This window comes from Exiguobacterium sp. s150 (assembly GCF_018618435.1).
GTDB lineage: Bacteria > Bacillota > Bacilli > Exiguobacteriales > Exiguobacteriaceae > Exiguobacterium > Exiguobacterium alkaliphilum.
In genome coordinates this window covers 1-21,717 of the sequence record NZ_JACSMC010000019.1, presented here as the reverse complement: position 1 = coordinate 21,717, position 21,717 = coordinate 1, and the positions used below count along the sequence as shown (strand labels likewise).

The 21,717-nt window shown below is 50.4% G+C and carries 20 protein-coding genes; 9 read left to right on the top strand and 11 right to left on the bottom strand.

Going from position 1 to position 21,717, the window contains the following annotated elements; all coding sequences use genetic code 11:
* Position 1: 1 nt before the first annotated feature.
* Together KNP76_RS10110 and KNP76_RS10105 are read right to left on the bottom strand one after the other, a co-directional pair.
* A complete protein-coding gene (locus tag KNP76_RS10110) occupies positions 2 to 205 on the bottom strand; it encodes a DUF951 domain-containing protein (RefSeq protein WP_024371080.1) in 204 nt (67 codons plus the stop codon).
* On the bottom strand, positions 195 to 1,136 hold the full coding sequence (locus KNP76_RS10105) for a mechanosensitive ion channel family protein (protein WP_051690335.1): 942 nt from the start codon (positions 1,134 to 1,136) through the stop codon (positions 195 to 197). The genes KNP76_RS10110 and KNP76_RS10105 overlap by 11 nt, the downstream gene beginning before the upstream one ends.
* Before the next feature lie 171 nt (positions 1,137 to 1,307).
* Between KNP76_RS10105 and yyaC the strand changes: the two genes are divergently transcribed.
* Positions 1,308 to 1,934, top strand: coding sequence for a spore protease YyaC (gene yyaC / locus KNP76_RS10100; RefSeq protein WP_034817041.1), 627 nt, complete (start codon positions 1,308 to 1,310; stop codon positions 1,932 to 1,934).
* On the opposite strand, the gene KNP76_RS10095 is transcribed toward yyaC, so the two are convergent.
* From KNP76_RS10095 to mnmE, 5 genes are all read right to left on the bottom strand, one after another.
* Complete coding sequence (locus tag KNP76_RS10095; protein ID WP_214844449.1) at positions 1,907 to 2,689, bottom strand: ParB/RepB/Spo0J family partition protein; 783 nt, start codon at positions 2,687 to 2,689, stop codon at positions 1,907 to 1,909. The genes yyaC and KNP76_RS10095 overlap by 28 nt on opposite strands.
* Before the next feature lie 43 nt (positions 2,690 to 2,732).
* The gene (noc, locus tag KNP76_RS10090) at positions 2,733 to 3,611 is read right to left on the bottom strand and encodes a nucleoid occlusion protein (protein WP_034806208.1); all 879 of its coding nucleotides are present in this window, start codon (positions 3,609 to 3,611) and stop codon (positions 2,733 to 2,735) included.
* A 77-nt stretch (positions 3,612 to 3,688) separates the two neighbouring features.
* Complete coding sequence (rsmG, locus tag KNP76_RS10085; RefSeq protein ID WP_034806205.1) at positions 3,689 to 4,405, bottom strand: 16S rRNA (guanine(527)-N(7))-methyltransferase RsmG; 717 nt, start codon at positions 4,403 to 4,405, stop codon at positions 3,689 to 3,691.
* Positions 4,406 to 4,409: 4 nt separating this feature from the next.
* Entirely contained in the window at positions 4,410 to 6,296 is a 1,887-nt protein-coding gene (mnmG, locus tag KNP76_RS10080; RefSeq protein WP_214844448.1) for a tRNA uridine-5-carboxymethylaminomethyl(34) synthesis enzyme MnmG, read from the bottom strand.
* A gap of 15 nt (positions 6,297 to 6,311) precedes the next feature.
* Positions 6,312 to 7,691: a tRNA uridine-5-carboxymethylaminomethyl(34) synthesis GTPase MnmE gene (gene mnmE / locus KNP76_RS10075; protein ID WP_034817046.1), complete on the bottom strand. Its 1,380-nt coding sequence runs from the start codon at positions 7,689 to 7,691 to the stop codon at positions 6,312 to 6,314.
* Positions 7,692 to 7,860: 169 nt separating this feature from the next.
* On the opposite strand from mnmE, the gene KNP76_RS10070 reads away from it, so the two are divergent.
* Positions 7,861 to 8,616, top strand: coding sequence for a nucleotidyltransferase domain-containing protein (locus tag KNP76_RS10070; protein ID WP_214844447.1), 756 nt, complete (start codon positions 7,861 to 7,863; stop codon positions 8,614 to 8,616).
* 9 nt (positions 8,617 to 8,625) lie between these two features.
* Here KNP76_RS10070 and KNP76_RS10065 read toward each other — a convergent pair whose 3' ends face one another.
* The 4 genes from KNP76_RS10065 to rpmH all read right to left on the bottom strand — a co-directional run bounded on the left by KNP76_RS10065 (position 8,626) and on the right by rpmH (position 10,891).
* Complete coding sequence (locus tag KNP76_RS10065; protein ID WP_214844446.1) at positions 8,626 to 9,168, bottom strand: HdeD family acid-resistance protein; 543 nt, start codon at positions 9,166 to 9,168, stop codon at positions 8,626 to 8,628.
* A gap of 116 nt (positions 9,169 to 9,284) precedes the next feature.
* Complete coding sequence (gene yidC, locus KNP76_RS10060) at positions 9,285 to 10,145, bottom strand: membrane protein insertase YidC (RefSeq protein ID WP_034806195.1); 861 nt, start codon at positions 10,143 to 10,145, stop codon at positions 9,285 to 9,287.
* 119 nt (positions 10,146 to 10,264) lie between these two features.
* Entirely contained in the window at positions 10,265 to 10,603 is a 339-nt protein-coding gene (rnpA, locus tag KNP76_RS10055) for a ribonuclease P protein component (protein ID WP_034806193.1), read from the bottom strand.
* A gap of 153 nt (positions 10,604 to 10,756) precedes the next feature.
* Entirely contained in the window at positions 10,757 to 10,891 is a 135-nt protein-coding gene (gene rpmH, locus KNP76_RS10050; protein ID WP_015880216.1) for a 50S ribosomal protein L34, read from the bottom strand.
* A gap of 781 nt (positions 10,892 to 11,672) precedes the next feature.
* Between rpmH and dnaA the strand changes: the two genes are divergently transcribed.
* From dnaA to KNP76_RS10015, 7 genes are all read left to right on the top strand, one after another.
* Positions 11,673 to 13,049, top strand: coding sequence for a chromosomal replication initiator protein DnaA (dnaA, locus tag KNP76_RS10045; protein WP_214844445.1), 1,377 nt, complete (start codon positions 11,673 to 11,675; stop codon positions 13,047 to 13,049).
* A 207-nt stretch (positions 13,050 to 13,256) separates the two neighbouring features.
* On the top strand, positions 13,257 to 14,396 hold the full coding sequence (dnaN, locus tag KNP76_RS10040) for a DNA polymerase III subunit beta (RefSeq protein ID WP_034806188.1): 1,140 nt from the start codon (positions 13,257 to 13,259) through the stop codon (positions 14,394 to 14,396).
* Between the two features lie 135 nt (positions 14,397 to 14,531).
* Complete coding sequence (gene yaaA / locus KNP76_RS10035; protein ID WP_024371095.1) at positions 14,532 to 14,747, top strand: S4 domain-containing protein YaaA; 216 nt, start codon at positions 14,532 to 14,534, stop codon at positions 14,745 to 14,747.
* A gap of 1 nt (position 14,748) precedes the next feature.
* Positions 14,749 to 15,867 carry a DNA replication/repair protein RecF gene (gene recF, locus KNP76_RS10030; RefSeq protein WP_034806185.1) on the top strand — a complete coding sequence of 373 codons (1,119 nt, stop codon included), beginning with the start codon at positions 14,749 to 14,751 and terminating at the stop codon, positions 15,865 to 15,867.
* A 50-nt stretch (positions 15,868 to 15,917) separates the two neighbouring features.
* Entirely contained in the window at positions 15,918 to 17,846 is a 1,929-nt protein-coding gene (gyrB, locus tag KNP76_RS10025; protein ID WP_214844444.1) for a DNA topoisomerase (ATP-hydrolyzing) subunit B, read from the top strand.
* Positions 17,847 to 17,868: 22 nt separating this feature from the next.
* Positions 17,869 to 20,439: a DNA gyrase subunit A gene (gene gyrA, locus KNP76_RS10020; protein ID WP_214844443.1), complete on the top strand. Its 2,571-nt coding sequence runs from the start codon at positions 17,869 to 17,871 to the stop codon at positions 20,437 to 20,439.
* A 60-nt stretch (positions 20,440 to 20,499) separates the two neighbouring features.
* On the top strand, positions 20,500 to 21,489 hold the full coding sequence (locus KNP76_RS10015; protein WP_034817060.1) for an HD-GYP domain-containing protein: 990 nt from the start codon (positions 20,500 to 20,502) through the stop codon (positions 21,487 to 21,489).
* Positions 21,490 to 21,717 lie beyond the last annotated feature (228 nt).

Below are 21,717 nucleotides of genomic sequence, written 5' to 3'. Positions count from 1 at the left end.
CTTATTCAGCGGCGTTTTCTTCTTTAAGCACTTTCTTTAATCGCTTATCAAAATCGCGACGTGGCATGAGCACGCTCGCACCGCAGCCTTGGCATTTGATGCGGATGTCCATCCCGACCCGTGTCACTTGCCAACGGTTCGTCTTGCAGGCGTGCGGCTTCTTCATTTCCACATAATCGTTTAACTCATACGATTTAGCTTGCATCTCCAGGCGCTCCTTTAGTCGAGGTAGTCGGCGACATCATGACCGTGCGTGGGTACGGAATCTCGATGCCACGCTCGTCTAGTCCCGCCTTCAATTCTTTATGCAAAATGCGGCCGGCCGCGAAGTGTTGTGTCGGCGGCACCTCGGCCATGAGTCGATAGACGACTTCAGACGGTCCGAGCGATTGGACGCCGGCGAGTGTGATCGGTTGAATGAACAAGTCGTGATATTTCGCTTCGACCGTCTTCGCGATCTCTTTTAGCGCCGTCTCGACTTTACCCATATCTTCTTCATAGGCGACACCGATATCGACGACGGCGACACTGTTCTCAAGCGAATAGTTCGTCACTTGCATGATTTGACCGTTCGGGATAATCGTCACTTGGCCGTTCAAACCTTTCAGCTTCGTCGTCCGAATCCCGACTTCGATGACCGTTCCATCGACTTGCTGGTTCAAGTTGACGTAGTCCCCGTTCTTATATTGGTTTTCAAAGATGATGAACGCGCCCGTGATGACGTCCTTGACCAAGTTCTGCGCGCCGAACGAGATCGCAAGACCGGCAACCCCGGCCGACGCAATCAAACCGGCGATGTTGACGCCGAACTGGCCGAGCACCGTCAAAATCATGACGAGGCCGAGCACGTAACGAATCGTATTTTGCGCCAGTTTCAATAACGTCTCGTTTTGGCGCTGGGCGACGATGTTGTCTTCATGGATTTTGCGTAACGTGAAGACGCGTTGTACCATCGACGTCAAAATGCGTGATGCGATATAGAGTGCCAAGATGATGAGCGCGACGCCGGCGAGCTTGAAACCGAAGCCGATCCACATCTCGGTATCTTGAAAGTAAGCGACGAACCGGTTGACGTTCTCAATCGTCTGATCCGCCACTGATGACAAATCAGTTGGGTCTGTATTTTGTGAAGCCATGTTTTCACCTCGTAAAATCGTATATTCTAACCCATCAAAACATACTTTACGACTTTTCTCAAACGCTACATCCAGACGTTATAAGTTTCAACGTTTTGGGAATGGGATAGTACGGTATCTTTCCGACAAGGCAACTAGACGTTCTGCAGCTCAGAAGAGAGGATGAGATTCATGCCGTTTCGCTTAAAACCACACAAACCCTACTCGTTCTTCATCGAACATACCGAACGGAGCGGTTCACAGCTATTCGCTGACCAGCTGCACGAGCAGTTGGCGAGCGAGGCGCATCGTCCCATCGTCCTCGTCTGCATCGGCTCCGATCGTTCGACCGGCGACTCGCTCGGTCCTCTGGTCGGTACGTTTCTCGAAGAAAAGTCGGTTCGTAATTTATACGTCTATGGGACGCTTACGAAGCCTGTCCATGCGTTAAACCTCGTCGAGACGCTTCACGAGATTCAGACCCGCTTTCATCGGCCGCTCATCATCGCCATCGACGCCTGTCTCGGTCGATTGTCGAGCGTCGGGTACGTCTTCTTCTCAGAAGGACCGCTCGCCCCGGGCGCCGGTGTCCAAAAAGAGTTACCTGCCGTCGGTGAATACAACATTAAAGCCGTCGTCAACGTGAGCGGTTTCATGGAGATGATGATTTTACAAAACACACGCCTCCATCTCGTCTATGAGCTCGCCCGTTTCATCACGGAAGGGTTCGCCGAGTTCGATGCACGCATCGGTCGGCTCCATCATGAAGAAGCGGCGATCACCCGGCTCCGTCAATCCCGTGACGAATCGAAATCTTGAGGCGACAGGAGCGTCAACAGATGCTCGAGGTCGTCCTGTGAGAAATATTTCAGTTCGAGGACGCCGCCTTTTCGTCGGGGGCGAATCGATACATCCATCTGAAGACGTTCCGCTAGAACCGCTTCGACAGCTTCGACGTCGGCGCTCGAGCGTTTGAGCGTCTTTTTTGCTGTCCGCTCTTTTTGCAAAAACCGTTCAAGTCGACGTACCGTCCATTGTTCGGCGATGACCCGGCGCGCGATTTGTTCCATCGCTTGTTCGGACTTCATCCCGGTGATGGCACGCGCATGCCCCATCGTCAATTCTCCGACCATGACGGCATGTTGAACGGCGCTCGGCAGACGGAGTAGGCGCAAACTGTTCGTCACATGGCTCCGGCTCTTTCCGACGCGTTCTGCGAGTTGCTGTTGCGTCAGCTCGAGCGTCTGCATGAGCTGTTCATAGGCGAGCGCCTCTTCAATCGCGTTCAAGTCGGCGCGTTGAATGTTTTCGATGAGGGCGAGTTCCATGACCCGGTCCGAGTCGGCCGTCACGATCAATGCCGGAATTTCTGATTTACCGGCGAGCTTTGCCGCTTGATAACGTCGTTCTCCGGCGATAATCTCATAAAATCCGCTCGCCTTACGGACGACGATCGGTTGTAACACCCCGTACCGCTCAATCGACTGGCGCAACTCGTCGAGCTGTTGCGGTTCGAATTGCTTCCTCGGTTGGTTCGGGTTCGGGCGGATGAATTTAATCGGTAACCGTTCCATGTTGCTCCTCCTTTTTATTTCGATGATTGAAAAAAGCACGGGCTCACTGTTGTGGCCGTGCTTTCGGGATTCGAATTCGAATCTCGACGAACCCGTCTTCTTCGACTTCTTCTGTTTCCACTTCGATGCCGGTCTTTCCGATCAGTTCGACCGAGTCACGAATCGTATTGATGGCGATTCGTGTGTCACGGGCAAAACTCTTCGTTCGACGCGGCCGTTTTTTCGGCTTGCGCTTCTCTTCCTCAATCGGTGTGAGTAAAAATTCGACGCGTTGCTCCGTCTCTTTGACGTTGTACTCTTGCTCGATAATCTCGATGAGCACTTCTAATTGCAACCGTTCGTCTTTTAACGGCAACAAGGCACGGGCATGCCGCTCGTTGATTTGACGATCGCGCAAGCAATGTTTGACGTCTTCCGGCAATTTCAACAGACGTAACTTGTTCGCGATGGTCGACTGGCTCTTTCCGAGACTTTTCGCAAGCGCGGCTTGTGTCAACCCGTTCATCGCCAACAGACGCTCGTACGCCTCCGCTTCTTCAATCGGGCTGAGCTGCTCGCGCTGCAAGTTCTCGATCAATGCGAGTGCGGCGGTCGTATCGTCATCCATATCGCGCACGATGGCCGGAATCGATGACCAACCGAGCGATTTGGCCGCACGAAAACGTCGCTCCCCGGCGATGATTTCGTAGCGGTCGAGTTCGACCCGTCTGACGACGATCGGTTGGAGCAGACCATGCTCTTGAATCGTCACGGCCAGTTCTTCAATTTTAGCCGGCTCGAACACTTTACGCGGTTGATAGCGGTTCGGAAGCAAAAGCGACAACGGGATCTCTTCTACTTGGTCGTGCGGCTTGACTTGCGCCATTTCCGTGACGGCCACTTCTTCTCGATTTCCAAACCACTTGGCAAATGTTTTTTTCAACGTCGGCACCCCTTATGTAAAAAAATAAGCAGACTCCCACCGGAATCTGCTTTTAGTTTCACGTGAAACACTATTACTCAGATTAGTGGCTCTTTCGCCGGTGTACCCGCTTTACGCGGATATTTCCCAGGCGTTTTTCGTAATTTATCTACAATTACGATATTACGCTCACTCATCTCTCCTGGCAATAGGAACTGGTGTGTCGCTTTTACCTTCCCACCGAGTACCGCCAAGGCGTTTTTCGCGTCCACGAGCTCGTCGGAAACTTTCGCCGCTTTGAGCGCTACGAACGTTCCACCGACTTTTGCAAGTGGTAAACAGTACTCGGCGAGCACCGTCATTCGGGCGACGGCACGGGCCGTCACGACATCAAATTGCTCACGAAATTTTTTATTTTTTCCAAATTCCTCGGCCCGTCCGTGATGGAACGCGACGCCTTCAAGTTCCAGCGCGAGCGCGAGCTCGTTCAAAAACGTAATGCGCTTGTTCAAGGAATCGATAATCGTCACATGAAGGTGCGGGTATAGAATTTTGAGCGGCAAGCTCGGGAATCCGGCGCCGGCTCCGACGTCACATACCGTCTCGACGGTCGTGAAGTCAAAATGAAACGCTGCGCTGAGCGAGTCATAAAAATGCTTCAAATAAACTTCTTCTTGATCGGTGATGGCCGTCAAGTTCATCTTCTCGTTCCATTCGACGAGCATCTCGAAATAGCGTTTGAACTGAGCGAGTTGTTTCTCACTCAATTCAAACCCTTCTGCTTGTAACGCCTCAATAAATTGGGATTCGTTCATCGTCTCACTCCACCGTCGCGTATTGTCCTTGCTCGATGTAGACGAGTAAGATCGACACGTCAGCCGGGTTTACCCCGGAAATACGTGACGCTTGCCCAATCGAGAGCGGACGCACTTGTTTCAACTTTTGTTTTGCCTCTGTCGCTAAGCCGCCAATCGCGTCATAGTCGAGGTTTTCAGGGATTCGTTTTTCTTCCATACGCCGCATCTTCTCGACTTGTTCAAGTTGTTTTGAGATATACCCCTCATACTTCACTTGAATCTCGACTTGTTCGGCGACGTCAGCCGGCAATTCGACCGGTGCCGGCACGACGGTCATGAGTGCCGCGTACGTCACTTCCGGTCGCTTCAACAAGATGTTCGCATGTGTCGCTTCTTTCAGCGGGTTCGCCCCGACTGACTCGAGCATCGCGTTCATCTCTTCCGTCGGCTTGACGACGAGCGACTCCAATCGTTTCACTTCTGTCGCGATTGCTTCGCGCTTCTCGTTCAATTGTGTTTGACGCTCTTCTGAGAGCAAGCCGATTTCATGACCGATGTCGCTCAAGCGAAGGTCAGCGTTGTCGTGACGCAACAACAACCGATACTCGGCCCGTGACGTCAAGAGACGGTACGGTTCGTTCGTTCCTTTCGTGACGAGGTCGTCAATCAAGACGCCGATATACGCTTGTGAGCGATCCAAGATGACCGGGTCTTTCCCGAGCACCTTACACGCGGCGTTAATACCGGCCATGACGCCTTGTCCGGCCGCTTCCTCATATCCGCTCGTCCCATTGATTTGTCCGGCCGTGAACAGTCCTTCGATCGCCTTCGTCTCGAGTGTCGGCCAAAGCTGAGTCGGGACGACCGCATCGTATTCGATCGCGTAGCCCGGTCGCATCATCTCGGAATTCTCAAGTCCCGGAATCGTCCGGAGCATTTGATGTTGTACGTCTTCTGGCATACTCGTCGAGAAGCCTTGCACGTAAATCTCTTCCGTGTCACGCCCTTCCGGCTCGAGGAAGATTTGGTGACGTGGTTTATCGTTAAAACGGACGACCTTGTCTTCAATCGATGGGCAATAGCGTGGACCGGTCCCTTTGATTGCGCCTGAGTACATCGGTGAACGATGCAAGTTCTCGTCAATCAATTGATGGGTCCGCTCGCTCGTGTACGTGAGCCAGCACGGAATCTGTTCAATCGGGTCGAGGTCTTTTGACGTGTACGAGAACAGCGACGGATTGTCGTCACCCGGCTGAATCTCCGTCTTCGAATAGTCAATCGTCTTCCCGTCGATACGAGGCGGTGTGCCGGTTTTGAAACGGACGAGCTCAATCCCGAGTTCTTCGAGATGCTTCGACAGTTCGACCGATGGCATCTGGTTGTTCGGGCCGCTCTCATACGACAGTTCGCCGATGATGATTTGACCGCGCATGAACGTCCCCGTCGTGACGATGACCGCCTTGGCGCGATATTCCGATCCCGTGTTCGTCACGACACCGGCGATTTTCCCGTCCTCGATGAGGAAGCGTTCGACGAGCGCTTGACGAAGTAATAGGTTCGGTTCGTCTTCAAGCACTTTTTTCATATGATTTTGATATTGGAACTTGTCCGCCTGGGCACGTAGCGCGCGTACCGCCGGACCTTTCGAAGTGTTGAGCATCTTCATTTGAATGTATGTCGCGTCAATCGCTTTCGCCATCTCGCCGCCGAGCGCATCAATTTCGCGGACGACAATCCCTTTCGCCGGTCCGCCAATTGACGGGTTGCAATACATGAACCCGACCATGTCTGGGTTCATCGTCAGCATCGCCGTTTTCGCGCCCATGCGCGCCGACGCAAGTGCCGCCTCGATGCCTGCGTGCCCGGCTCCGATGACGATGACGTCAAACTCGCCTGCCGTGTAAGCCATAGTATTTCCTCCTTATTATTTACCAAGACAAAACTGTGAAAAGAGTTGGTCAATCAAGCTTTCTTGGACCGTATCTCCATTGATTTCGCCGAGCGTATCCCACGCTCGTCGTAAATCGATTTGTACCATATCGATCGGCATGTTCATGAGGGCGCTACCGAGCGCCTCATCGATTTGCTCAATCGTCTGTTTGATGAGTTGAATGTGTCGTGCGTTCGAGATATACGTCATGTCCTGTGACTCGACCCCTTTAGCGAAGAACAAGTTCGAGATCGCCTTCTCGAGCGCATCGATTCCTTCTTCTAGTAACAGCGAGGTGGCGACAATCGGACGCCCTGCCGCTAGTTTCTCTAGCTTAGAAGAATCCATGTTTTGTGGCAAGTCCGTCTTATTGATGATAATGATGGCGTTCATGCCTGAAATCGCTTCGAATAACGCCTCATCTTCCGGTGTCAGTCCTTCGTGCCCGTTCAAGACGAGTAGAATCAAGTCTGCGCCGGCGAGTGCTTGCCGTGACTTCTCAACCCCAATCCGTTCGACGATGTCTTCGGTTTCCCGAATCCCGGCCGTATCGATCAGTTTGAGCGGTACCCCTTTGACGTTGACGTATTCTTCAATCGTATCGCGCGTCGTCCCGGCGATATCCGTCACGATCGCTTTCGTCTCTTGCACAAGCGTGTTCATGAGCGACGACTTTCCGACGTTCGGGCGACCGATGATCGCCGTGGCGAGGCCCTCCCGCAGAATCTTGCCTTGACGGGCCGTCTCAAGCAGTTGCTCGAGAATCCGCTTCACTTCTCCGGCCTTCTCTTCGACGATCGCTTGCGTCATTTCTTCAGCGTCATACTCCGGATAGTCGATATTCACTTCGACGGCCGCGATGGTCTCGAGCAACTGCTGGCGCAATTCACGGACGAGACGGGACAAACGTCCCTCCATCTGAGACATCGCCACGTTCATGGCCCGGTCCGTCTTGGCGCGAATCAAGTCCATAACAGCCTCGGCTTGTGACAAGTCGATGCGGCCGTTTAAAAAGGCGCGTTTCGTGAACTCGCCTGGTTCTGCTAAGCGGACGTTCGGTTGTTCGAGGATCAACTCGAGGACACGATTGACCGCGACAATCCCACCGTGGCAATTGATTTCGACGACGTCTTCTCGTGTGAACGTCTTCGGCGCCCGCATGATGCTGACCATCACTTCGTCCACGACTTCTTCCGTGTCCGGACGCTTCAATTTGCCGTAATGAATCGTATGTGACTCGACTTCCGTCAAGTTTTTTCCAGAAAATACGCGTGCCACCGTCTCGACGGACCGGTCCCCGGACAAGCGGACGATTCCGATTGCCCCTTCACCCATCGGTGTCGAGATGGCTGTAATCGTGTCAAACTCTAGCATCGTTCTCTCCCTCCAAACTCCAAAGCTTCTTCTATCATATGCATAACGAACCTACTATACACGATATTTGACTTGAACGAAAGGGTCGGACATCTCAGGATTTCATTGCATTCCCCCGACTCATTTTCGTACAATAAAGTAATATATTTCCAATGGAGGAGTGGATTTGATGCGACAACAAGTAGCCATCCAAACACTGACGGAGGCGTTACGTAAGGATGACGCTGTCGAAGCGATTTTTTTGAAGGGATCGTTCGGCCGCGGTGAAGGGGACGAGCATTCCGACGTCGACTTATACGTCCTCGTCGCTGATGGGGACGTGGCTTCGTTTTTAACGCGACGGCGTGACCATCTCGCCGCGTATCGTCCAATCTTATTAACCGATGAGATTCATATCGTCGCCCCGCAGCTCATCGTCGTGTATGACGATTTCTTACACGTCGATTTGTTCACCGTCACGATCGAAACGTTGAACGATCAGGACGAGTTGACCGTTCTGTACGACCCTGAGGCGCGACTGAAATCGCACCGCTCGAAGCTGACGTTGTCGGACGACGCGCTCTTTAACCATGCGTTTGACGCGGTTTGGTTCTTTTTCCAATATACGAAAGCACGTGACCGTGGCAATGACATCTGGGCGACCGAGATGCTCCGCCAAGGCATGAGTCATTTCGTTTACGCGCTCGCCGCCCATTACGATTCGTCCCGTTCGACGCTCGGCTTGAAGGATGTGGCGGCTCGTGGCCTCATCCCGCTCCGTGATTGGTACGAACGGTTAACCCCGTCGCAGCATGCTTCCGCTGCCGCGGAATACGTCCGTCGCCTTGAATCAGAGGAGACGTTCTTGACTTCCATCGTGGGCTTCGAGCGAATCGAGACGTTTTATCGACAGTTGCTACATCGTGAAAAGAGCCGCCTCGCGTGAGGCGGCTCTTTATACGACTTGGCGTCTCGATCGGCGCAGCGTGAAATACAAGACGAGCTCCATCATCCCTACGGCAATCAAGAAGCCGCCGAACAATTGGAACAAGACGAGCAGGCTACTGAACGGGTTCGTCAATAGGAGAAGTCCGATCCCGATCCATAATATACTCGTCACTAGAAAGTACATCCACCGGTTCGCCATCACACGGCGATAGCCAAACGCCTGAACGAGTCGGATGATGCCTCCGAACAAAAACAGTAAACCGATAAAGATTGGGAGTAGGCTCGCGAGCACTTCTGCGAAAAAGAAGACGATGAGCGCCATCACCAAATAAACGATGCCCATAAAAAAGGATGGAGGCAAGCCGTCGCGACGATGGCGCATCCCTTGCACGATGGCCCAAAGTCCGAGAATAGCAAAATAGCCAGCTACCAAATAGACGATGATGTCAAAGAAGAAACGCGGATTCCATAAAATGAATAGGCCGACGAGCACATAAACCGCTGCCTGGACGAGCGTCGAACGCTCCAACCGCTTAATTAACGTCTCCATAGGAAAGACTCCTTTCTTCAGCTATCAACACCCTTTCTCTCTTCTATTCCCGCCTTTGCTCAAACTTACGTCATAAACAAAAAAGACTGCGAATTCACGATTCGCAGTCTGGCATATTATTTACGTTTTTTCTTTTTGTTCTTCTTTTCTTCTTCCGCGAGGGCGGCACGTTCTGCTTCTTTCGCCGCAATCTTCGCTTCCGCTTGAACCTTCATCTTCTCACGCATCGGGAGCATGATGGCCATCGTCACGATAATCGAGATGATGTAACCAACGACCCAGTACATCGAGAGCGCGGCCGGAAGGGTGATCGACATGACGAAGATCATGACCGGGAAGATGTAGAGCATCATTTTCAACTGCGGGTTCTGTTCTTGACCGGCCATCGAGATTTTTTGTTGGGCGTATGTCAATACAGCCGCTAAGATCGGCAAGATGAACGTCGGGTCTGGTGCCCCAAGGTCGAACCAGAGGAAACGGGCTTCGAAGATTTCAGGCGTCCGACGAATCGCGTCATAGAAAGCGAAAAGAATCGGCATTTGAATCAAGATTGGCAAACAACCTGCGAGCGGGTTGATTTGGTACTCTTGATACATTTTCATCATTTCTTCTTGCAGTTTACGCTGTGTCTCTTGGTCTTTTGAGCTGTACTTCTCACGAAGCTTCAACATTTCCGGTTGCAATACTTGCATCGCACCCATGCTCTTCGTTTGTTTGATCATGAGCGGTAAAATCAACAGACGGACGATGATCGTCGCAACGATAATCGAGTAACCGTACTGCCATGTCCCGCCAATCAAGTACGCTACTTCTTTCAATAACCAGGCAAGTGGCCAAACAAAGTATTTCGCCCAAAAGCCTTCTGTCTCAGCCGTGATCGGCTCTCCTTGGATCGTCGAAGGGTCGACACAACCGGCCATCAATAAAATGGCACCGGTCATAACGGCTAACAATCCTAATTTTAGCTGTTTGCTCATAGTTCCTCCTACACTTTCTGTATCGATTCTTTTTTGCTTCATCCCACGTCTATCGGTCAATCCTGATTCGTTCGCGTTATATATGAAAGAACAAGTCCGAATTGTCATGAGCGGTCGGCTTATCTTGATTTCCAAACTTTCGCACGTTTAAACACATGCTTCAAGCTCTCCGTCACTTCATCTTGCGTGAGCGTCGTCGCCGGTTTCCGCGCGATGATGACATATTGATGAGGGGCGACGTTCGGTTCAAGCAAGCGAAGCGATTCACGCATGAGTCGTTTCATCCGGTTTCGTTCCACAGCGTTTCCTAACTTCTTGCTGACGGAAAGACCAACTCGAAAATGCGCTTGATCCGCTTTGAGCGTGTAGACGACAAACTGACGATTGGCCACGGAGTGTCCTTCGCGAAACACCGCTTGGAACTCTTCATTCTTTTGCAAACGGTATTCTTTTTTCAAAATTCTCACTCCATCCTTCGGTTCAAAAATCGTCAACTAACATCATACCATATCCCTTTCGATTCAACGAGGGCGAATCAACGTTTTCAATGCGATTGTGACAAAAAAAAGATTGCCCGAGGAGAGATCCTCAGGCAATCTTGTGAGTTTACATTAGACAGTCAAGGCTTTGCGGCCTTTACGACGGCGAGCTGCAAGAATGTTGCGGCCGTTTTTCGTCGCCATACGCGCACGGAATCCGTGAACTTTTTTACGCTTACGGTTGTTCGGGTTAAACGTTGGTTTCATGGTTAAGCACCTCCTCAAGGTTAACGCTCTATTAGCAAGTTATAGTTTCATTTAAGGCAGTCTTTAAGATTATATAAACTGTTACTCTGAATGTCAATCCATTTTCCTGAGGTTTTCGTGGGAAAGGAAGACAACGAAGACCGATCATCCGATTTGGACGATTGTGGTGGTCCTTCCAATGGTTTGCATCCACAAAGGAAGGAAAGATTGACGAAACGTTAACACGATTATGGGTGTCTTCTTTACAAATAGCCCAACGAAGCCATTTTATCCACATTCTTTATTAGTTATCCACACCTATATGTGAATAACTCCTCTTTTTTCAACAAAATAAACGCGTTGATTTTAATATTTTCGTTTTCCTCTCTTACAAAAACTTTCTCTACTTTTGCCGCTTCCTCTTTTGTGTATAACTTTTTTCATTTCTCATTCTCTATCGCTCGTTATCCACAACATATCCACAGTTTATCCACACTATACACAGCATGTGGATAACTGCCTGTGGATTGTTTTTCTTATCTGTGGATAAATACCGAAAAGCGTTGCCACGTCTATTTTATTTTGATAAACTGAATGTGCACAAACTTGTGGATGAACTTTTAGGCAAAACAAGATATACACAGACTGTGGATAACTGTTATCCCCAACATGAACACCGTGTGGATAACTTTATCCACAGTTTTTGTTCTCTGTGGATAATCCTAGTATCTACTATAGAATAGTGATTGTGTATATCGTGTGAATAAGTTTCGCCTACATAACCGGTAAAGGAGGTCTTTCATTGAACAATGCTCAAGAGATTTGGAGAAACGTGTTGTCGTTGATTGAAGAAGAGGAACGAACACCGAAAGCAAGTTTCGATATGTGGTTGAAATCGACCGAAGGCATATCTTTGATGGGGACGACGCTCGTCGTCTCGGCGCCAGCTAGCTTCATCGTGACGTGGCTTGAGCGCCAATACTTGTCGCTCTTGCAAGATACGATTGAAGAAGTGACGAACAGTCAACTTGAGATTCATTTTATTGAAGAGTCACAAGCACACAAGTATGCACCTGCGGACGGACGGGTAAAAGAGACGATCGCGGTCACGGAAACGAAAGAGCAACCGATTCCAGTTCAATCAAAAGAGGAGGCAAGTCTCGGTCAACTGAACGACAAATACGTCTTCGAGACGTTCGTCATCGGTTCAGGAAACCGGTTTGCCCATGCTGCGTCGCTTGCCGTCGCGGAAGCACCGGCACGAGCATACAACCCGCTCTTCATTTACGGGGGTGTCGGGTTAGGCAAGACCCACCTCATGCATGCGATTGGGCATTATGTGAAAGGGCAGAAGCCCGGGGCCCGTATCGCTTACGTATCTTCTGAGAAGTTCACGAACGAGTTCATCAACTCGATTCGGGATAACAAGACGGAAGAGTTCCGCAACCGTTACCGGAATATCGACGTCCTCTTAATCGATGACATTCAGTTCTTGGCCGGTAAAGAACAGACGCAGGAAGAGTTTTTTCACACGTTCAACGCGCTCCACAACGATCAGAAACAAATCGTTATCTCGAGTGACCGTCCACCGAAGGAAATCCCGACGCTTGAGGATCGTTTGCGCTCACGTTTCGAGTGGGGACTCATTACGGACATCACGCCACCCGACTTGGAAACGCGAATCGCTATCCTGCGTAAAAAGGCGACGGCGGAAGAGCTCGATATCTCGAACGACGTCATGTTGTATATCGCCAATCAAATCGATACGAACATTCGTGAGCTCGAAGGGGCGTTGACTCGAGTCGTCGCTTACGCGAAACTCGTCGGTCGTCCGATTGATCCGGATGTGGCCGCTGAGGCGCTTCACAACATCATGCCGGTCCAAGAAGCGAGAAAGGTTGTCATCCGAGACATCCAAGAGATCGTCGGACGTCACTTTAATATAGAAGTCGACGAGCTAAAAGCGAAGAAACGGACGAAGACGCTCGCTTTCCCGCGCCAAATCGCGATGTATTTATCACGGGAGATGACGGAGAGTTCTTTGCCAAAGATTGGGGAAGAGTTTGGGGGACGCGATCATACGACGGTCATCCATGCCCATGAGAAAATCAGCACGTTGTTGAAGAATGATCCTGAGATGCAAGAGACGATTCAAACGTTAAAGAAAGCCTTGTCGTAAACAAGATGTTTTTTCTTGTGGATATCCTGTGGATAAACCACCTTAGTTATCCACAAGTTATTCACAGGCAAAATGGCTTAACACGAGTGGTTGAAGGCACTTATCCCCAGTATCCACAGCCCTTATTACTATTATGACTTAATTAATACTATTATAATTACTATGAATCATGACTTTGACTCATTTCACTTAGGAGGAATTATCCACATGCATTTAACGATTCAACGCGATGTATTCATGCAAGCCGTACAAGACGTATCAAAAGCAGTCGCTTCTCGAACGACGATTCCGATTCTTACGGGATTGAAACTTGAAGCGCATGCAGATGGGTTAACGTTGACTGGAAGTGATACAGAGATTTCGATTGAACGATTGATTCCTGTAGAAGAGGGTGGGATTGAACTCATTCAAATCAAACGCGCAGGTAGCGTCGTCTTGAACGCTCGATTCCTCGGTGAGATCGTCAAGAAATTGCCAACGAATGAAGTGACGCTCGAAGTGTCACCGAACTTCATGACGCGGATCGAATCAGGCCAAGCCGAGTTCCATTTGAATGGTCTTGACCCAGACGAGTACCCACGTCTCCCTGAACTCGCGAGTGACCGTCGCTTCTATCTTCCAGCGGATCTCTTGAAGACGATTATTCGTCAGACGAGTTTCGCCGTGTCGTCACAAGAGACACGGCCCGTTTTGACTGGCGTGAACTTCTCGGCTGAAAAAGGGTTCCTCACATGTGTCGCGACTGACAGCCATCGTTTGGCGCTTCGCCGTGCTCGTTTCGAGACAGATAACGACTTGACGTTCCAAAACGTCGTCGTCCCGGGCCGCTCGCTCAACGAACTCGCGAAATTGCTCGATCGTGAAGAGTTGCCAATCGAAATCGTTTTGACGGATCAGCAAATCTTGTTCCGCATGAAGAACATCTCCTTCTTCTCACGTCTCCTCGATGGGGCCTATCCGGACACGTCACGCTTGATTCCGGAAGAATACCGGACAGCGGTCCGGATGAATGCAAAAGACTTCCTTCAAGCGATTGACCGTGCTTCACTGTTGGCCCGTGCCGATCGGAATAACGTCATCAAGTTCGTCGCCGAAGAAGCGACGACGGTTGAAGTAAGTTCGCATTCGCCAGAAGTCGGAAAAGTATCGGAGCGCGTCAGCATCTTGTCGCTCGAAGGGGAAGAACTGAAGATTTCGTTCAACTCGAAATTTGTCATGGATGCCCTCCGCGCCCTCGACGCTTCAGAGATTGAGATTCAATTCACGGGTTCGATGCGTCCGTTCATCTTGCGTCCGGTCGAACAAGATAGTGTGCTCCAGTTGATTTTGCCGGTTCGGACTTCGTAAGCGGGACGAACAGGTAAGGGGATGATAAGGTCGTGTGCCTTGTCATCCCCGTTTTTTGCCTTATTCGACGTTTTTCGATAAACTAATAAGTATGGCGATTTTTTGTAATTAGTATGAAGGAAAGGGAGTGACGACATGAATAAAGTGTCGATTACAACCGAGTATGTGACACTCGGACAATTTTTGAAATTAGCAGATATCATCTCGAGCGGAGGTCAAGCGAAGTTTTTCTTGGAAGACGTTCAAATCAAAGTGAACGGGGAAGTAGACCAACGTCGAGGCCGTAAACTACGCGATGGCGACAAGATTGAAGTCGAAGGCTTCGGAGATTTCCAAATCGAGGGCAACTAACGTGCGTTTAATGTCGATCCGATTGCAAAACTACCGCAACTACGAAGCCCTTGAGCTCGACTTTTCAGAACAGACGAACGTTCTAATCGGGGAGAACGCCCAAGGGAAAACAAATCTGCTCGAATCGATTTACGTACTTGCGCTGGCTAAATCCCATCGGACGACACAAGATCGTGAGTTGATTGGCTGGGAGTCCGACGCTGCGCTCATCGAAGGACGAATTCATAAGCGGACCGGTGAGACGGTTCAATCGCTCACGTTCTCCGCAAAAGGGAAGAAGGCGAAACTGAACCATCTTGAGCAACGACGCTTAAGCGATTACGTCGGTGCGTTCAACGTCGTCTTGTTTGCCCCGGAAGATCTCGCGATCGTCAAAGGCAGTCCTCAAGGACGGAGACGATTTTTAGATATGGAAATCGGACAAGTGAGCCCGATTTACTTGCACGATTTAAATCAATACTTGAAGACGCTGAAGCAACGGAACGCCCTCTTGAAGCAACTGTCGATAAAAGGCGGGGACGAGACGCTACTTGAAGTCCTGACCGATCAGTTGATTGAAGTCGCTGTGAAAATCGTTTCAAGACGGCATCACTTCATCGACCAACTCGAAAAATGGGCCGGACCGATTCACGCGGGTATCACGCGGGACATGGAGACGTTGACGATTCAATACGTCTCGGACACGTTCCAAAAAGAACGTTACCCGAAAGAACAGATGTTTGAAACGTATCGTCAAAAGTTTGATAAAATAAGAGAGAACGAACGAAGACGCGGTGTGACGCTATTCGGTCCACATCGTGATGATTTCGAACTGTTCGTGAACGATCGAAACGTCCAAACGTTCGGTTCACAAGGTCAGCAACGCACTGCGGCCTTGTCACTCAAGTTAGCGGAGATTGAATTGATTCACGAAGAGGTCGGGGAATACCCGCTCTTATTGTTAGACGACGTCTTGTCAGAACTCGATGATCATCGCCAAACCCATCTGCTCGACACGATGGGCAAAAAAGTTCAAACCATCCTGACGACGACCAATATTGATGGCATTGCCCATGAGACGATTCAACAAGCTAAAGTGTTTCACGTGAAACAAGGCGAAGTCGAATCGGATTCTGTATGAAGCACAATTAAGACGAACACCAATTCATGTATAGTAGGTGAACAAAACCGATGAGTAACGAAAACGAAAAACAAATGCAAGACTACGGTGCCGATCAGATTCAAGTACTTGAAGGTTTAGAGGCTGTCCGTAAACGCCCGGGGATGTATATCGGTTCGACGAGTTCGCGCGGTCTTCACCACTTAGTGTGGGAAATCGTCGATAACTCGATTGACGAAGCGCTCGCCGGTCATTGTGACACGATCACCGTGACAGTCGAACCAGGAAACTCGATCGTCGTCGAAGACAATGGACGAGGCATCCCGGTCGATATCCAAAAGAAAACAGGACGCCCGGCCGTCGAAGTCATCTTCACAGTACTTCACGCCGGTGGTAAGTTCGGCGGTGGCGGTTATAAAGTATCGGGTGGTCTGCACGGTGTTGGTGCGTCTGTCGTCAACGCCTTGTCAACGAAGCTCGAAGTATTCGTCCGTCGTAACGGAAACGTCTACTATCAATCGTTCAAACGTGGTGTGCCTCAAGGCGAACTTGAAATCGTCGGCACGACAGATACGACGGGAACGACCGTCCGCTTCTTCCCAGACGGCGATATCTTCCAAGAGACGCTCGAGTACGATTTCGACTTACTCGCGACGCGCCTCCGTGAACTTGCCTTCTTGAATAAAGGTTTGCGCATTATCGCCAAGGACGACCGTGGCGACGAATTGATGGAACGGAACTATCACTATGAGGGTGGAATCAAGTCGTACGTTGAACACTTGAACCGCTCGAAAGCGTCGATTCACGAGGAGCCGGTCTACGTGCATGGAACGAAAGACGGCATCGAAGTCGAAATCGCGCTCCAGTACAACGAAGGCTTCGCCAGCAACATCTATTCGTTCACGAACAACATCCCGACACACGAAGGCGGGACGCACGAGACGGGCTTCAAGACGGCGCTCACACGTTCGATTAACGATTACGCGAAACGCTTCGGTTTGATGAAAGAAGCCGACGGCAGTTTGTCAGGCGATGACGTACGTGAAGGATTGACCGCAATCGTGTCGGTCAAACACCCGTCACCACAGTTCGAAGGACAGACGAAGACGAAACTTGGTAACGCGGATGCGCGTACAGCCACAGACTCACTTTTCACGGACACGTTCGAGCAGTTCTTGCTTGAAAACCCGTCGATCGGTCGATTGATTGTCGATAAAGGCTTGATGGCAGCCCGCGCCCGTCTCGCGGCGAAACGCGCCCGTGAGATGACACGCCGGAAAGGCATCCTCGAAGTCAGTTCATTGCCAGGGAAATTGGCCGACTGTTCGTCAAAAGACGCGTCGAAGTCTGAACTGTACATCGTTGAGGGGGATTCGGCCGGTGGATCGGCGAAGTCTGGTCGCGACCGTCACTTCCAAGCAATTTTGCCGATTCGCGGTAAAATCATCAACGTCGAGAAAGCACGACTCGATAAAATCTTGGCGAACCAAGAAGTCCGGACAATCATCACGGCGCTCGGCACTGGAATCGCAGAAGAATTCGATTTAGGGAAAGCCCGTTACCATAAACTCATCATCATGACCGATGCCGACGTCGATGGTGCCCACATCCGGACACTCCTTTTGACGTTCTTCTATCGGTATATGCGTCCGCTCATCGAGAGTGGCTACGTCTATATCGCCCAGCCACCGCTCTATGGTGTGAAGCATGGGAAAGAGATCGTCTACGTCCAAAACGACCGTGAATTACAGGAAGCGATTAAACGCCTTCCTGAGAATGCACGATATAGCGTACAACGTTACAAAGGTCTCGGGGAGATGGATCCTGAGCAGTTATGGAGCACGACGATGAATCCAGAGTCGCGTTCGATGCTTCGGGTCGACCTTCAAGACGCCATCGAGGCAGATGAAATCTTTGAGACGCTCATGGGCGACAATGTCGAACCGCGTCGCGACTTCATCCAGTCACATGCGCATTACGTGAAAAACCTCGATATTTAAACAGAAGGGTAGGCAATAACGAATGGCAGAACATGAAAATATCAAGGATATAAATATTAGCCAAGAGATGCGTACGTCATTCATGGACTATGCGATGAGCGTTATCGTGTCACGTGCCCTTCCAGACGTACGAGACGGCTTGAAGCCGGTTCACCGTCGGATTCTTTATGCGATGAACGAGCTCGGTATCCGTGCAGATAAGCCACATAAGAAGTCGGCTCGTGTTGTCGGTGACGTCATCGGTAAGTATCACCCGCACGGTGATTCGGCCGTCTATGAGACGATGGTTCGTATGGCGCAAGACTTCAGCTATCGTTATGAGCTTGTCGACGGTCACGGTAACTTCGGTTCGGTCGATGGTGACTCCGCGGCTGCAATGCGTTACACGGAAGCCCGGATGTCGAAGATTGCGATGGAACTCGTACGTGATATCGGCAAAAACACAATCGATTACCAAGCAAACTTTGATGGGGAAGAGAAAGAACCGGTCGTCTTACCGGCACGTTTCCCGAACTTCCTCGTCAACGGGACGAGCGGAATCGCCGTCGGGATGGCGACGAACGTACCACCCCACAACTTGAACGAAGTGATTGATGGCGTGCTCGCGCTTACACATAACCCGGACATTACGATCGCAGAGCTCATGCAGCATATCCCAGGACCTGACTTCCCGACAGCCGGTGAAATTTTAGGTCGGAGCGGGATTCGCCGTGCCTATGAGACGGGTCGCGGCTCGATTACGATGCGTGCGAAAGCCGAGATTGAAGTGTTGAAAAATGGACGGGAACGCATTCTCGTCCACGAGATTCCTTATCAAGTGAACAAAGCCCGCTTGGTCGAGAAGATTGCCGATTTGGTGCGCGATAAGAAAATCGAAGGCATCACGGATCTTCGAGATGAGTCGGACCGCAACGGGATGCGTGTCGTCATCGAAGTACGGCGCGATGCGAACGCGAGTGTCATTTTGAACAACTTGTACAAACAGACGCCGATGCAGACGACGTTCGGTGTCAACATGCTCGCCCTTGTCGGAGGACGCCCGAAGACACTCAACATCAAGCAGGCGATTTATCATTATATCGAGCACCAAAAAGAAGTCGTCCGTCGCCGGACCCAGTTCGACCTCGACAAGGCAGAGGCCCGGGCGCATATTCTCGAAGGACTTCGCGTCGCGCTCGATCATCTCGACGAAGTCATCGCACTCATCCGTAGCACGCGTACCGGAGACGAAGCGCGTGAGAAGTTGATTGCACGCTTCGGCCTTTCGATTGAACAGACGCAAGCGATTCTCGATATGCGTCTCCAACGTTTGACGGGACTCGAGCGCGAGAAAATCGAAGGCGAGTATCGTGAAGTTCAAGCGTTGATTGAAGAACTTCGTGCCATTCTCGGCGATGAAGAGCTCTTGCTTGAGATCATCCGCAACGAATTAACTGAAATCAAAGAGCGTTATGGCGATGCACGACGTACGGTCATCCGTACCGATATCGTCGAGCTTGAAGACGAGGACTTAATCCCGGTGCGTGACATGATGATCACGCTCACGAGTGAAGGATATATCAAATCGATTCCGACGGATTCATACCGGACCCAACGTCGTGGTGGCCGTGGGAAGCAAGGGATGGGAACGAATGACGAAGACTTCGTCTTACGCCTCCTTTCCGCTTCGACGCACGATACGATTCTCTTCTTCACGAACTTCGGTCGCGTCTTCCGTCTGAAAGGATATGAGATTCCTGAAATGAGCCGGACGGCGAAAGGGATGCCGATTATCAACTTGATTCAAGTAGATAAAGGCGAGAAAGTCGAGACGATGATTCCGGTCGACTTCAACAGCTACTTGGCTGAACAAGGCGTTAAGGAAGAAGTCGTGGATGATGCGGATGCGGAAGTGGCAGATGAGCAATTGTCGCTCGTCTTCATCACGAAGCAAGGTCTCATCAAACGATCGCCGCTCTCGGCGTATGCCCGCATCAATAAGAACGGACTTCGCGCCATCAGCTTGAACGAGACAGATGAACTCGTCACGGTCCGTCTCGCGAAGAGCGATGATGAAATGTTAATCGTGACACGTGAAGGAATGTCGATTCGCTTCCCGATTGAAGGTGAAGTTCGTTCGATGGGCCGGACGGCTCGCGGTGTACGTGCGATCCGTCTTAAGAAAGAAGATGATCAAGTTGTGTCGATGGAAATCGTACGGACGACACAAGACGTTTTAATCATCACAGAAAAAGGATATGGCAAACGGACACCGATGGAACAGTTCCGCACACAGGGACGGGGCGGTTCCGGGATTATCGGAATCAAGACGGACCGCGGCACTGTCGTCGGAATGCGTGTCGTCGATGAAGACGATGACATCATGCTCATGACCGAGCTCGGTGTTGCGATTCGAATCGACTCACAGACGATTTCCCAAATGGGGCGCAGCACGCGCGGTGTCAAAGTGATGAATATCGAAGATGGGGACCGCTTGGCGACCATCGCGAAATTGAAAAAAGACGAGCTAGAAGAGGAATCGGCAGTCGACATGGAGAATGGATTTGTTGGTGAAGCACCGGAAATCGACCCATCGTCTGAAGAAACCGAGTAAGGCGAAAAGGTCGAACGGAGCTTCCGTTCGACCTTTTTTATATAAAGGGGAGGAATGAGCATGCGATTGGCCATTTCGAACGTTCACGTCGGGATGACGTTGTTGGCGTCTGTCTCTTCGCTTGAGGCAGGCCTCAAATTAACGAATGAGCATTTGCGGTTGTTACGCTTCTTGAAAGTTGATGCGATCGAAGTCGCGCCGGTTGAACGTCGCCGGTTCACGCATGAGGAAGAACAAGAAGTCTGTGCGAAGATTCTTCAATATGAACGACACTATAATCAATGGGAAGAACGCATTGCACCAAACCCGTATGAAGCGCTAGAGTTCGTGCATCAATTGTTTCGTAACGATTATCCGCTCTCTGCGGTCGTCGCTTTCTTTACCGATCAGCCGCTCCGCAAAAACCATGTGATCCATCACGCTATTTATCGAGCGTTAATTGCGAAATCGTTATCGAAGTATCGCGGCGATGAACATCGTCTGCAGTTCGATTATGGGGTTGCGTCTTATTTTGCGGATGCGAGTTACGCAAAAATTCGTAAATGGTCGCATATGCGTTATTTCACGAAAATGGAACGTGAACTGCTCTATCAACACCCACTCGTCTCGGCTTCGATGCTACCAAAGGATGAGACGTTGCGTCAGCGTGTCGCAAAATTAATAATTGAACACCATGAACGGTTAGATGGATCGGGATTTCCGCATCGGCTAGAAGAACGTGAACTCCATCCGGCATCGCCACTGTTTATCGTGGCGGATCGTTTTTGCCAATTGACGGCACCGCGCACGTTCCGTCAGGCGCTGACACCGGAAGAAGCATATTTCTATATGTGGCAAAATGAAGCGTATGATGAAGAAGCGTTAACGCTATTGGCGACGTTACTCGGTTTTTTTGAAGTCGGACGAAATGTCGTACTTAGTAGCGGTGTCCGTGGTATCATTCAACACTATACGCCTCGTGTCGAACAACCGATTGTCATTGCTGAACAAGATCAAGAAACGTATGATTTAACTCGGCTAGAGGAAGTACGAATCATTGCGTTTCAATAACGGGTCAGCGTGTTTCTTCTATATAGTGTTCGAGAACGAAACATGCTGTTTCCCATTATTTTAAAATATTTTATTTTTATAGTTGACGAACGGAAAAGCAGATGCTATTATAAATGAGTCGCTAAGAGCGGCAGACGAACTTTGAAAACTGAACGATGAGGCAAAAATAAGTTTTACAATTTTTGAATGAAGCGCAAGCTTCGTCATTTCAAGAGCTATATCAAATTC

Excerpts from the sequence above, each read along its gene's own strand:
- KNP76_RS10110 (WP_024371080.1), bottom strand. The coding sequence starts at position 205 with ATGCAAGCTAAATCGTATGAGTTAAACGATTATGTGGAAATGAAGAAG.
- KNP76_RS10105 (WP_051690335.1), bottom strand. The coding sequence starts at position 1,136 with ATGGCTTCACAAAATACAGACCCAACTGATTTGTCATCAGTGGCGGAT.
- yyaC (WP_034817041.1), top strand. The coding sequence starts at position 1,308 with ATGCCGTTTCGCTTAAAACCACACAAACCCTACTCGTTCTTCATCGAA.
- KNP76_RS10095 (WP_214844449.1), bottom strand. The coding sequence starts at position 2,689 with ATGGAACGGTTACCGATTAAATTCATCCGCCCGAACCCGAACCAACCG.
- rsmG (WP_034806205.1), bottom strand. The coding sequence starts at position 4,405 with ATGAACGAATCCCAATTTATTGAGGCGTTACAAGCAGAAGGGTTTGAA.
- mnmG (WP_214844448.1), bottom strand. The coding sequence starts at position 6,296 with ATGGCTTACACGGCAGGCGAGTTTGACGTCATCGTCATCGGAGCCGGG.
- mnmE (WP_034817046.1), bottom strand. The coding sequence starts at position 7,691 with ATGCTAGAGTTTGACACGATTACAGCCATCTCGACACCGATGGGTGAA.
- KNP76_RS10070 (WP_214844447.1), top strand. The coding sequence starts at position 7,861 with ATGCGACAACAAGTAGCCATCCAAACACTGACGGAGGCGTTACGTAAG.
- KNP76_RS10065 (WP_214844446.1), bottom strand. The coding sequence starts at position 9,168 with ATGGAGACGTTAATTAAGCGGTTGGAGCGTTCGACGCTCGTCCAGGCA.
- yidC (WP_034806195.1), bottom strand. The coding sequence starts at position 10,145 with ATGAGCAAACAGCTAAAATTAGGATTGTTAGCCGTTATGACCGGTGCC.
- rpmH (WP_015880216.1), bottom strand. The coding sequence starts at position 10,891 with ATGAAACCAACGTTTAACCCGAACAACCGTAAGCGTAAAAAAGTTCAC.
- dnaN (WP_034806188.1), top strand. The coding sequence starts at position 13,257 with ATGCATTTAACGATTCAACGCGATGTATTCATGCAAGCCGTACAAGAC.
- yaaA (WP_024371095.1), top strand. The coding sequence starts at position 14,532 with ATGAATAAAGTGTCGATTACAACCGAGTATGTGACACTCGGACAATTT.
- gyrB (WP_214844444.1), top strand. The coding sequence starts at position 15,918 with ATGAGTAACGAAAACGAAAAACAAATGCAAGACTACGGTGCCGATCAG.
- gyrA (WP_214844443.1), top strand. The coding sequence starts at position 17,869 with ATGGCAGAACATGAAAATATCAAGGATATAAATATTAGCCAAGAGATG.
- KNP76_RS10015 (WP_034817060.1), top strand. The coding sequence starts at position 20,500 with ATGCGATTGGCCATTTCGAACGTTCACGTCGGGATGACGTTGTTGGCG.